This is a genomic window from Pectobacterium sp. IFB5596 (genome assembly GCF_021432585.1).
Taxonomy (GTDB): Bacteria; Pseudomonadota; Gammaproteobacteria; order Enterobacterales; family Enterobacteriaceae; genus Pectobacterium; species Pectobacterium punjabense.
Genome location: NZ_LXFY01000001.1, coordinates 575,450 through 587,181, shown reverse-complemented (window position 1 = coordinate 587,181; position 11,732 = coordinate 575,450). Strand labels below are relative to the sequence as shown.

Genomic DNA, 11,732 nt, shown 5'->3' with positions numbered 1-11,732 from the left:
ATTTCCTCTCCATGTCGGCAGAATGAATTTTTCCTATTACACAAGGACGTACAATGTCTTCTACACCAAAACTCCCCGCCGGCTGGGAATATGCCAACGGTAAGAAACAGCAGGCTTTACTGGCAGAATATCAACAGGAACAACCCACAGTTCATCCACTTTATGGCATTGAGATAGCAGTCATCGCTTATCGTGATGGTAGCGATGACATCTTGCTGAAACATACTCAGGAGTTCGATCGCGTATCCGTTGTGCACCTTACCTGGGCCATGCAAAGGGAGTTTGCCAACTTCCCTCGGGTAGAATTTACCGGTTCTTTTCAGAAATTCATTGAATGGGAATACCTGATGTATGGGACTGAAGTGGAAGGAGACTAACATGGCGCTTATTAAGGAAAATTTTATCTTGATAGGAGATGACGACTGCATTGTCTTGCCTGATTTAACGGGACGGTATCAGCAGGCTGTTAATGTTGATTACCTGCTCGAAGGATTGTTACCTTTATTGCGACGTATTGAAACCGAGTGTATGGCTGCCTGCTGCGGCTTTGATGCCTTTGATTTTTATGCTGAGACGCTCTATGCCACCGCACGCAAACAGGAACCAGCAGCATTCGGCCCTATGTTGCACAATGCTATTGAGCAGATCACATTACTGGACACCACGGTGGTATCCAGCCGCGTGCTGAATGGTTTGGCAGATAAACAAGCCTTTATTGCTTTGTTGCAGCATATTCTTACCAGCTTGCCACAAGGAAACGAGTAAATTTATGCACGCTCAGGCAAAAGACTGGAAACGTCTCCCCGCACCGCAGCAAACGACGCCGCTTAACTTTCAGGCCCTGTTTACAGACGCTGAAGCGGAAAAAATGAAGCACGGTATTGTTCCAAAACAAATGGAAGATAAATGGTTTATCTATTTTGAGGACGGCTGGCTCTGTTTTCATCGGAGTTGGACGGGGTTTTTTATCTATGCGTTGAGGCTCGATGGCTCACCGGCTGGCGTTCGGGTAACTGATTCATGGGTAAATCGCGAACCGGAACAATACGCCAGTACCGATTTGGAATATGATCGGAATATGCTGCGTTATCTGATTGATGTGTCTCTGCTGAAAAAACAGGATGTCCCTTTCCCAACTCGATAAGAATAATGATGCCTGAAGATAAAACACAATACCGCTTCACGGATGTTCTCAATGCGCTAATGGCTTTGCGGGGGCAAGCCGTTAGCCGCCTGTCACAGGGGGATACGTCTGCTTTACAAAGCAAACTGCAACTCGACGATGCTATTCAGTGCCTGCAATTTTGCCAGCGGCATCAAATAACCGCTTCTGCCAGCGTGATTCAGTTACCTGCTACCCGTACCACAACGCCGTCATCGGAATATCGTATTATTGAGGATCATGAAACCGAACGACGTGAATATTGGACCGAACTGGATGTGAACAATCATCCCGTCAGGCCGTCGCCCGGTGTGTTGTTGCTGGACTGTGGTTTGATTCCGAAGGATATGTGATGGATAACCACTTACTTAAGGTTTAGCTCAACTTGTTCCAGTATTACGGCAACGCTTTGATAGTAATATTTTGCCTCATTCATAAAGGGGGATTTATTATCGATAAGATAGGCATATGCAATTGAATCAATGTCTAAATTTTCTATGGCATTGTTAATCGTAGAGGTGATACGTTCTTCGAGAATAAATTCATTTAGGCTTTCTTTAGTGTAGAAAACAATAAATGTTGCTGCAAAATGGCGGTCTGCTTGGTTTCTCAGACACTCAGTATCTCTGCGTGCAGAACCGATATAACAGATATCTTTGTTTATATTTTTATCTAGGTTGTGCCATACATGCTTAGCCTCGAGGGCAATACTTTCCAATTCATTTTTTATATAAAGATCAACTCGACCTTTGCTTGTATTGCTATCAGGGTTTTCTCCTGTATAACCCTTTATTTTCTTATCTGACGGATATTCTTCAATCGCTGTCCAGCCTAATGACCACGCCGCCCCAGCGAGAACGCTGACATTCGTGCGTTCGTTGTACCACCAGCAGCAATCTGTTCTGTTTAATAGTTCAACATAGCGTTGATTTGCGCTAATCCATCCATTTAACAATTCTTCAATAAAGCTGTCGTTTGCACGGACTTTTTGAATAACCATATAACACTCCATGTAAAATAGTAAATTTCGGCTATCTCATTATCTGCCCATAATTCGGTAATACCGTATTCGCTATTAACGCGAAAGCAGAAATGCATAGCCAAAAGCTAAGAGGAATAATAAATAGAAGTAGAGAATATTTGAATGAGAGAAAGTAGCCTATCCAAGATAGGCTACTTTTGATGACTTACTTCAGTTCCAGCTCGTTCATTGCAGCGATGCTGAAGCCGCCGTCAACGTGCAGAACTTCACCGGAGATACCGGCAGCCAGATCGGAACACAGGAACGCAGCAGAGTTGCCCACGTCTTCAATGGTCACGACACGGCGGATTGGCGTAACGGCTTCGCAATGCGACAGCATTTTCTTGAAGTCTTTGATGCCGGATGCGGCCAGTGTACGAATCGGACCCGCAGAGATGGCGTTGACGCGCACGCCCTGAGCACCCATAGCGTTCGCCATGTAACGTACGTTTGCTTCCAGAGAGGCTTTTGCCAGACCCATCACGTTGTAGTTAGGGATGGCACGCTCGGCACCCAGGTAGGACAGGGTAACCAGTGCAGAGTTCGGGTTCAGCATTTTACGGCAGGCTTTCGCCATCGCGACGAAGCTGTAAGAGCTGATATCGTGAGCGATGTTGAAACCTTCACGGGTCACGGCATCAACGTAGTCACCGTCCAGTTGGTCACCCGGTGCGTAAGCAATAGAGTGCACGAAGCCATCAAAGTTAGGCCATACGTTAGCCAGTTCGGTAAACAGTGCCTCGATGCTCGCATCTTCAGCGACATCACACGGCAGAACGATGCTGGAACCCAGTTCGCTGGCAAAGCCTTCAACGCGTGCTTTCAATTTTTCGTTCTGATACGTGAACGCCAGTTCGGCACCTTCACGTTGCATTGCTTGTGCAATACCGTAGGCAATAGAACGGTTGCTGGCAACGCCTGTTACCAGAATGCGCTTACCGGTAAGAAAACCCATAGCAGTAATCCTTGTGATCATTGTTGCTGCGATCGCCACGTCTGTGCCCGTAAACCTACGCGGCAGGTGACGACCGAGATGAATAAACCGCGTAATTCTACCATGTTGGGGGCGGTAGGGGTACTCCGAGCAGTATCCCCATTTTCCACCGTCCAGTGGTTTAGCGGTACTGCCCGCCGGAATACACGGAGGTTAACGTTGTGCGCCGTCGCGTCGCCAGGCATCCGCGCTGAGCGCTTCGCCGAAATGACTGGCAATCAAACGTTTCGTCAGGTCATGGAGCGGGGCGGACAATACATCGGCGGTACTGCCGCGTTCGACCACTTCGCCTGCCTGCATCACCAGAATCTGATCGCTGATGTGCTTCATCATGCCCAGATGCTGCGTCACGTAAATATAAGAGATACCGTGCTTTTCCTGTAATTCCAGCATCAGATTAATAATCTGTGACCGCATAGACATATCCAGCGACGCCAGCGCTTCATCGGCGACAATCACTTTCGGTTGCAGAATGAGCGCGCGTGCCAGACCGACGCGCTGTTTTTGCCCCGGCGCAAGTGCATGCGGATAGTAATAAGCGTGATCGGGTCGTAACCCGACCTGCTGTAGCGCCTGATTAATCGCTCTTTCGCGCGCTTCGGCGCTGAGATCGGTATTCAGCCGCAGGGGAACATCCAACAGTTGTCCGATACGCTGACGCGGGTTGAGCGCATTGCTCGCATCCTGAAAGATCATGCGGATGCGCTGGCTGCGATAGCCATAATCGCCGTAATGCAGCGGATGATCATCGATAACCAGTTCGCCGGACGTCGGGGCGATCATCCCTGACAGCATTTTCGCCAGCGTCGATTTCCCCGAACCGTTCTCGCCGATGATAGCGAGCGTCTGGCGTTCACGTAGCGTAAAGCTGACGGATTTCACCGCTTCAACATGCTGACGACGGAACAGCCCGGTTCGGTAGCGGAACGTCTTGGTCAGGTTGCGGGCTTCAAGCAGCATCTCAACCATCACGGTTCCTCCATGTTGAGCGGGAAGTGGCAGGCATATAAGTGGTTCTTCACGGAAAGCAGCGGCGGCGTTTGCATGCACTGTTTTTGTGAATAAGGGCAGCGTGGGCCGAGCCGACAGCCAATCGGCAGGTGTTCCAGTGAAGGAATGGCGCCGTTCAGGGTGTTTAACCGGCTTTTGTGCGGCAGCGAACGGCCAAAATCGGGCATCGCGCGGATCAGCGCCTGCGTATAAGGATGATGCGGTGCGGTGATCAGATCTTCACAGGTGGCACTCTCCACCGTTTGTCCGCAATAAAGTACGTTGATCCGGTCCGCCCATTTGCTCATGGTTTGCAGGTCATGGCTGATGAGCAGAATCGTGGTGTTATTGTTTTGGTTCAGGCGCGACAGCAGGCGGAAAATTTGTGCCTGCGTGGTGGATTCCATCGCATTGGTCGGCTCGTCGGCAATCAGCAGACGCGGCTGGTTCGCCAGTGCAATCGCAATCATCACTTTCTGACACTCGCCGTCGCTCAGTTCATAGGGATAGCTGCCCATGATGTCTTTGTGATCTTTAATCCCGACGCGGTGCAGCAGTTCGATAGCGCGACGTTTGCGCCAGTTAACTCGCTGCCACCAGCGGCCTTTATAGGTCCAGCCGGGGATCGCCTGCACCAATTGTCGACCAATGCTCTCTGACGGATCGAGACAGGATTGCGGTTCCTGAAAAATCATGGAGACGTTATGGCCGACCAGTTTACGCCGTTCGCGCGCCGACAGTTGCAGCAGGTCGATATCATCGAAGCGGAAGCGATCGGCAGTCACGCGCCAGTTTTCTTTGGTGATCCCGCAGATGGCTTTAGCGATCAGGCTTTTGCCTGAACCAGATTCGCCCACTAGCCCGCGAATTTCACCTTCGCTCAGCGTCATACTGACGCGATCGACGGCTTTTACGGCACCGTCGGCGGTCAGAAATTCAATCGTCAGGTTACGGATATCAAGTAATGGCATAGGAATTCGTCGCCTCTTATTCCGTTTCCGCGACGAGCGCGCGGCGGAGGCCGTCGCCCAGCAGGTTAACGATTAACACGCTCAGTGCGATAGCCGCACCGGGCAACATCACGGTCCACGGCGCGGCATAAACCAGCTCCAGCGAGTTGCCGAGTAGGGCACCCCATTCGGTGGTGGGCAACTGTGCGCCCAAATCGAGAAAGCCCAGCGCGGCGATATCCAGAATGGCGATCGACAGCGCGCGGGTAAATTCGGAAACCAGCAGTGCGGCAATATTCGGTAAGACAACGTACCAGACAAGATAAAACGTGGACGCTCCGTCAAGACGGGCGGCGATCACGTACTCTTTATCCATTTCATCGTGCACCGCGTTGTAGATGGTGCGCACCATACGCGGCAACAGCGCCAGCCAGACGGCGAGCATCGCGTGCTCAAGCTTCGGGCCGATAAAGGCAATCACCACAATCGCCAGCAACAGCGACGGAATCGACAGCAGGGTGTCCAGAATATGGTTGAGCATCGCCGAACGCAGCCCGCGCGTGACGCCCGCAAAGACGCCCAGTACGATACCACACAGCGCCGCTGCGTAGGTGACAATGAGCGATGCACCGACGGTGGGGGCGGCACCGCTCAATAAGCGGCTTAGCTGGTCGCGACCTAAATCGTCGGTACCGAGAAAGAACGACACTTCGCCGTAATGCGACCAGGAAGGGGGCAGCAGTTGATAGCCCAAGAATTGCTGATCCACTTCATAAGGCGCGAGAAACTTGCCGAACAGACACAGTCCGATCAGGATCAAAAAACCATATAGGCCGATCATCGCCAGCATATCCTGATGGAATGCCCGCCAGGTATCGCCCAGCCGGCTTGGCAGCCGCTTTTCGCTATAGACGTTATCGTAGGGCATACCATTCCTTATGTTTCAACGGATTTGCCATAGCGCCCCAGATGTCAGACAGGATATTGACGGTGATAACCATCGCGCCGACCACCATGACGCCCGCAGAGATCGCGGCGAAATCCTGCTGGCGAATGGCGTTCACCAGCCAGCGGCCGATGCCCGGCCAGTTAAAGACCACTTCGGTAATCATTGTCAGCGTCAGCATAGTGGAAAATTGTAACCCCAGCTTGGGGATAATCGGCGGCAGTGCGTTGTGAATCAGGTGGCGACGAATGATGGTGAAGCGTGATAGCCCACGGGTTGCCGCTGCTTTAATGTAGTTTTTACTGATGATTTCCGTGGTACTGACGCGCATCAGACGGATCACTTCGGTGGTCGGCCCGACGGCCAGCACGGTAATCGGCAGAATCAGATGGCGTATGGCGCTGACGATCATTTCGCCGCGATGGGGTGAATCGGACAGCCAGGCATCAATCAGCGCAAAGCCAGTCACGGTTTTCACCTGATAGAGCAGATCGAAACGGCCTGAAACCGGTAGCCAGCCGAGATGCAGCGAGAAGAAGAGTGTCAACAGCAGTGCCAGCCAGAACACCGGCAGGGAAAAACCGATCAGCGCCAGCGTGCTGATCACGATGTCCGCCCCGCGGTTCTGCATTACGCCGGCGGTAATGCCTAGCGGAATGCCGACCAGCAGCGAGAGCGCAAACGCCAGCAGACAAAGCTCAATCGTGGCTGGGAACACTTCTTTCAGCAGCTCGCTGATGGCCTGTCCGTTAATACTGGAACGACCGAAATCGCCCTGGAGCAGGCTAGAGAGATAGAAATGGTAGGCATCAAACAGCGCAGCGCCATTGAGCGGGGCGTTAGGTGTGTAGTAGCTGAGGCTAAAGCCAACCAACGTTAGCAGTGACAAGGTGACGATCAGTAACACCAGACGTCGCAAGGTAAAAATAATCACGGCTGTGCTTCCTCCACGGTTTCCGGTGCAGAGGGCTTCTGCTGCGCTTGCTGCTCCTCACGGTATACGCCCGCAAACGAGGCATTACCGAACGGGCTCAATACCAGTCCTTTCATATCATAGCGGTAGGCGAGCAGCCGCAGTGACGACGCCAGCGGTAGAACGGGTAACTGTTCTGCCAGAATACGCTGCGCCTGCTGATAATAGTCAATCCGCTTAGAGAGCTGCTGTGATGAAAGCGCGTTTTGCAGCACTTCATCAAAGGTGGGATCGCACCAGTGAGCGTAGTTACTCTGGGAACGAATCGCTGCACAGCTTAGCAAAGGGCGGAAAAAGCTGTCCGGGTCATTACTGTCTGTTGCCCAGCCCGCCAGCGTTAAATCGTGGCTGAGTTCCATTAACCGCGCTTCCTGAAAGCGGCCTTCTACCGGAACGATGGTAACGGTAATGCCAACCTGTGCCAGATCGGCCTGTATCAGCTCGGCTGTTTTAAGCGGGCTAGGGTTGTAGGATTGTGACGCGCTCGGCACCCACAGGCGAAGGTTGAGGTTAGTCAGCCTCAGTTCCTGCAAGATTTGTCGTGCTTTCTGCGGATTATATTCCGTAATTTGCGATTCATTGTCGTACGCCCACGACGCGCGAGGCAGAATAGAGGCCGCCGTTTCCGCCGTGCCGTAATAAATTGACTGCATCAACCTATCGTTGTTGATCGCCAGCGCGATGGCTTCCCGCACGCGGCGGTCATCCAACGGCGCTTTTCGTACGTTGAAAGCTAAATAGGCGACATTCATACCGGGACGTAGCGAGAGGCGCAGACGCGGGTCGTTACGCAGGATGGCCAATTGGCTGGCGGCAGGGTAAGCGAGGACATCGCATTCGCCCGTCAACAGCTTGGATAAACGGCCTGTGCCGCCAGAGCCAAGATCGATAACTACCTGCGGCATGCGTGGCTCGCCGCGCCAGTAGTCGACGTTGCGCGTCAGACGGATATATTGTCCGGTGCGGTATTCACTGAGCAGATAAGGCCCTGTGCCGACGGGTTCGCGATCCAGCAGCTCTTTCTTATCTTCTTTCGCCAGCCGTTGGGCATATTCGGCGGACAGAATTGGCGCGTAGTGCGTTGCCAGATGCCACAGAAACGACGCATCCGGGCTGTTCAGGCGGATTTCAATACTGTACTCGCCCAATTTGCGAATACTTTGCACCGAATCGGCGAACTGCAAGCTGTCGAAATAGGGGTATTCACCGCCGTTGACATCATGATACGGGTGTTTTTTATCCAACATGCGCTGAAAACTGAATATCACATCGTCGGCATTCATATTACGAGTCGGGCTGAACCAAGACGTTTTCTGGAACGGGACGTCGTGACGCAAATAGAAACGGTACGTCGAGCCGTTGTCCAATACTTCCCAGCGCTGGGCCAGTTCTGGCATCAACCGATAAGTATAAGGATCGACGTCCAGCAGGCGGTCATAAAGTTGCGCTGCCAGCGTATCGATCGTGACGCCACTGCGCGCCATTTGCGGGTTAAACGTGTTCAGGACATCATTGACGCAATAGACAAAACCGCTCTGGTGGATGTTTTCCAGCGGAGCAGGTGGCGTTAGCACGGGTTGCGGTGCGGCCAGTGCGGGTAAAGCCAGCCAGGTGAGTGCCAGTGCGAAACAGGTTTTTCCGAACATACGGGATTTTTCAGTCAATATGGTTAGAGAGAGTGTATCGCACTCTTGGCATCCTCCCCACTCTTGTTGTGTGCGTCTGGCGACTTTCCAACCGTTTGAGTGGCGGGATGGCTAATTGAAAACGTCATAACGAATGCTATAGTTAAGTCATAATGACGAGGAGATAACGATGAATGCCGAGATAAGCCTTAAAGTTGAAAATTTTGCTCGCGAAGCTGAATTGCCTGACGGCGTTTTTCATGACCCGTTGATGTTCGTTAATGTCGTACGCAGCGGGATTTCCGGCGCAATGCTGAAACGTGGTGCGGATGCCAGCGGATTAAGCCGTAAGCTGATTGGCTCGGCGCTGTCCGTCGATCCCTCGAACATCTCCCGTTTGTTCCGCCGTAAACATTTAACGCTGGAGCAGGGGGAGGCGGCGCTGGATACGTTTCGCCTGTGGTTAAAAGCCATGACGACGTTTGAAGATGAAGCGAAGGCGCAACTGTGGATGGAGAGCGGTATTCCGGCCTTTGGCGGAAAAACGCCGGCAGAAATGCTGGATACGCACAAAGGGCGTCAACTGGTTGATAACGCGCTGAGTCGTATTGAGTACGGCGAATTTATATGAGGCTTTACCGCATTACCAAAGCGGTCTGGCTCGAAGCATTTTCAGGACAAACGGGCGTGAGTTTCCTGCACGGCGCGCGTTTCAATCAGCCGAATACGCCGGTGTTGTATTTCAGTGAAACGCCCGCCGTCGCGATGCTGGAAATGGGCAATTATTTGCCTTCGCCGCAGTTGCTGCCCGCCAGCTATCGTCTGGGCGTGTATGAGCTGCCGGATGACGTCCCGCAAGAATCCATTACGCTGGACATGCTGCCCGAGGACTGGCACCGCTACCCGTTTATGCCGGACGTGCAGGCGCTGGGGTCGCGCTGCTTGAACGCTGGGCAATCGCTGGTGATTTGGGTACCGACCAGCACAGTTAAGCCATTTGGCAGCATGCGTAATGCGCTGGTTAATCCGTTGCATCCAGCACTGGACCAGCTACGTCTGATTGAGGCGATCCCAGATTTTTACAGTCATAGACTGTTCAACCCCACGGGGCATTAAATCTGCAATCGACAGCGATGATGCGGGCAGGAACCCCATAGTCAGTATGGAAATGAGAAAAATTCTCAACAAAGTGCTTTACAGATGATACTGATAACTATTATCATCACTTTCGCACTTCAGCAGTGGCTTATCGCAGGCACTGAAGGAGAGCACGACATTGCTCACATTGCTTCCAGTATTATTTTAGCCAGCCTACGTGCTGGCTTTTTTTTGCCTGAAAAATTACCTTGCCAGATGCTTACCTTGCTTTCTATTTCTCTGTAAATAATTAATAAAATCAATATGATTTGGATATTTCCTAAATTATTTGCGGGAGCGAAAATCTCCCTTATCATGCCTATGCCCAAGCTTATGGGGGTTCACAATGGAGATAAGGAATATGTGGCTCAGAAGGAAGCAAATCGTCAGGAAATTGACGCTCGGTGTAGTGACAACGGTGCTGGGCATGTCGCTCAGTTTCTCCGCATTATCCGCCACCCCAGTGGAAACGCATGGCCAGTTGTCCATCGAAAATGGGCGACTGGTGGATGAACAGGGAAAGCGGGTGCAACTCAGAGGGATCAGTTCACACGGGTTGCAGTGGTTTGGTGACTACGTCAACAAAGATTCGATGAAATGGCTGCGTGATGACTGGGGGATTAACGTGTTCCGCGTCGCCATGTACACAGCAGAAAATGGTTATATCGCTAACCCGTCCATCGCCAATAAGGTCAAAGAAGCGGTTGCAGCGGCGCAAAGTCTTGGCGTCTATATCATCATCGACTGGCACATCCTGTCGGATAACGACCCCAATACTTATAAAACTCAGGCAAAAACCTTCTTTGCTGAAATGGCAGGGCTGTATGGCAGCTCGCCGAACGTGATTTATGAAATTGCCAATGAACCTAACGGTGGTGTGACGTGGAACGGGCAAATTCGACCTTATGCGCTGGAAGTGACTGACACTATCCGTAGCAAAGATCCTGATAACCTTATTATTGTTGGTACTGGCACCTGGAGTCAGGATATTCATGATGCCGCGGACAATCAGCTGCCCGATCCGAATACCCTGTACGCGCTGCATTTTTATGCTGGTACGCACGGGCAGTTCCTGCGCGACCGCATTGACTATGCGCAAAGCCGTGGCGCGGCGATTTTCGTCAGCGAGTGGGGAACCAGCGATGCGTCCGGCAACGGCGGGCCGTTCTTGCCAGAGTCGCAAACCTGGATCGATTTCCTGAATAACCGTGGCGTAAGCTGGGTGAACTGGTCGCTGAACGATAAGTCAGAGGCGTCAGCGGCGCTGGCACCGGGGGCAAGTAAGTCAGGCGGCTGGACGGAGCAAAATCTGTCGACGTCAGGCAAATTTGTCAGAGAGCAGACTCGTGCGGGGGCAGATCTGAGCGGTGGTGATACGCCAACGACGCCAACAGAGCCGACGAACCCAGGTAACGGAACGACGGGTGACATCGTGCTGCAATATCGCAATGTGGATAATAATCCTTCCGATGATGCGATTCGTATGGCCTTCAACATCAAAAATACCGGAAGTACGGCGATCAAACTGAGCGATCTGCAAGTTCGCTACTACTTCCATGATGATGGTAAACCGGGTGCGAACCTGTTTGTTGACTGGGCGAATGTCGGCCCTAACAACATCGTGACCAGCACAGGGACGCCAGCCGCCAGCACCGATAAGGCCAATCGCTATGTTCTGGTGACCTTCGCCAGCGGCGCGGGTTCCCTACAACCGGGCGCGGAAACGGGGGAAGTGCAGGTGCGTATCCATGCCGGTGACTGGAGCAACGTGAACGAGACGAATGACTATTCATACGGCGCTAACGTCACGAGTTACACCAACTGGGATAAGATCACCGTGCATGATAAAGGCACGCTGGTCTGGGGCGTTGAGCCGTAATATCGCGTTATTAACGCATTAGCACGACTGACCGTGCGGGCGCTAATGCGCCCGC

At 52.3% G+C, this 11,732-nt stretch carries 15 protein-coding genes; 8 read left to right on the top strand and 7 right to left on the bottom strand.

What is annotated here, in order from left to right; translation table 11 throughout:
• Positions 1 to 53 precede the first annotated feature (53 nt).
• Genes A6301_RS02820 through A6301_RS02805 form a run of 4 tightly spaced genes read left to right on the top strand, consistent with a single transcriptional unit; the run spans position 54 to position 1,515 of the window.
• Positions 54 to 377, top strand: coding sequence for a hypothetical protein (locus A6301_RS02820; RefSeq protein ID WP_234257062.1), 324 nt, complete (start codon positions 54 to 56; stop codon positions 375 to 377).
• Position 378: 1 nt separating this feature from the next.
• Positions 379 to 765: a DUF6331 family protein gene (locus A6301_RS02815; protein WP_234257061.1), complete on the top strand. Its 387-nt coding sequence runs from the start codon at positions 379 to 381 to the stop codon at positions 763 to 765.
• Positions 766 to 769: 4 nt separating this feature from the next.
• A complete protein-coding gene (locus tag A6301_RS02810) occupies positions 770 to 1,144 on the top strand; it encodes a hypothetical protein (protein ID WP_107167551.1) in 375 nt (124 codons plus the stop codon).
• A gap of 5 nt (positions 1,145 to 1,149) precedes the next feature.
• Complete coding sequence (locus tag A6301_RS02805; protein ID WP_107167550.1) at positions 1,150 to 1,515, top strand: hypothetical protein; 366 nt, start codon at positions 1,150 to 1,152, stop codon at positions 1,513 to 1,515.
• An 11-nt stretch (positions 1,516 to 1,526) separates the two neighbouring features.
• Here A6301_RS02805 and A6301_RS02800 read toward each other — a convergent pair whose 3' ends face one another.
• The 7 genes from A6301_RS02800 to sapA all read right to left on the bottom strand — a co-directional run bounded on the left by A6301_RS02800 (position 1,527) and on the right by sapA (position 8,682).
• Positions 1,527 to 2,162, bottom strand: coding sequence for a hypothetical protein (locus A6301_RS02800; protein ID WP_107167549.1), 636 nt, complete (start codon positions 2,160 to 2,162; stop codon positions 1,527 to 1,529).
• 187 nt (positions 2,163 to 2,349) lie between these two features.
• Positions 2,350 to 3,138: an enoyl-ACP reductase FabI gene (gene fabI, locus A6301_RS02795; RefSeq protein WP_107167548.1), complete on the bottom strand. Its 789-nt coding sequence runs from the start codon at positions 3,136 to 3,138 to the stop codon at positions 2,350 to 2,352.
• A gap of 192 nt (positions 3,139 to 3,330) precedes the next feature.
• Positions 3,331 to 4,146 carry a putrescine export ABC transporter ATP-binding protein SapF gene (sapF, locus tag A6301_RS02790; RefSeq protein WP_005972439.1) on the bottom strand — a complete coding sequence of 272 codons (816 nt, stop codon included), beginning with the start codon at positions 4,144 to 4,146 and terminating at the stop codon, positions 3,331 to 3,333.
• Positions 4,146 to 5,138, bottom strand: coding sequence for a putrescine export ABC transporter ATP-binding protein SapD (gene sapD, locus A6301_RS02785; RefSeq protein ID WP_107167547.1), 993 nt, complete (start codon positions 5,136 to 5,138; stop codon positions 4,146 to 4,148). Before sapD ends, sapF begins: the two co-directional genes overlap by 1 nt.
• A 16-nt stretch (positions 5,139 to 5,154) precedes the next feature.
• The gene (gene sapC / locus A6301_RS02780) at positions 5,155 to 6,045 is read right to left on the bottom strand and encodes a putrescine export ABC transporter permease SapC (protein ID WP_010276734.1); all 891 of its coding nucleotides are present in this window, start codon (positions 6,043 to 6,045) and stop codon (positions 5,155 to 5,157) included.
• On the bottom strand, positions 6,032 to 6,997 hold the full coding sequence (gene sapB, locus A6301_RS02775; RefSeq protein ID WP_107167546.1) for a putrescine export ABC transporter permease SapB: 966 nt from the start codon (positions 6,995 to 6,997) through the stop codon (positions 6,032 to 6,034). The genes sapC and sapB overlap by 14 nt, the downstream gene beginning before the upstream one ends.
• Entirely contained in the window at positions 6,994 to 8,682 is a 1,689-nt protein-coding gene (sapA, locus tag A6301_RS02770; protein ID WP_234257060.1) for an ABC transporter substrate-binding protein SapA, read from the bottom strand. Before sapA ends, sapB begins: the two co-directional genes overlap by 4 nt.
• Before the next feature lie 169 nt (positions 8,683 to 8,851).
• On the opposite strand from sapA, the gene A6301_RS02765 reads away from it, so the two are divergent.
• The 4 genes from A6301_RS02765 to A6301_RS02750 all read left to right on the top strand — a co-directional run bounded on the left by A6301_RS02765 (position 8,852) and on the right by A6301_RS02750 (position 11,677).
• A complete protein-coding gene (locus A6301_RS02765; protein WP_234257059.1) occupies positions 8,852 to 9,292 on the top strand; it encodes an antitoxin Xre/MbcA/ParS toxin-binding domain-containing protein in 441 nt (146 codons plus the stop codon).
• Positions 9,289 to 9,777 carry an RES family NAD+ phosphorylase gene (locus tag A6301_RS02760; RefSeq protein ID WP_215483631.1) on the top strand — a complete coding sequence of 163 codons (489 nt, stop codon included), beginning with the start codon at positions 9,289 to 9,291 and terminating at the stop codon, positions 9,775 to 9,777. The genes A6301_RS02765 and A6301_RS02760 overlap by 4 nt, the downstream gene beginning before the upstream one ends.
• Positions 9,778 to 9,861: 84 nt before the next feature.
• Complete coding sequence (locus tag A6301_RS02755) at positions 9,862 to 10,044, top strand: hypothetical protein (protein WP_234257058.1); 183 nt, start codon at positions 9,862 to 9,864, stop codon at positions 10,042 to 10,044.
• 115 nt (positions 10,045 to 10,159) lie between these two features.
• Complete coding sequence (locus A6301_RS02750) at positions 10,160 to 11,677, top strand: cellulase family glycosylhydrolase (RefSeq protein WP_234257057.1); 1,518 nt, start codon at positions 10,160 to 10,162, stop codon at positions 11,675 to 11,677.
• Positions 11,678 to 11,732 lie beyond the last annotated feature (55 nt).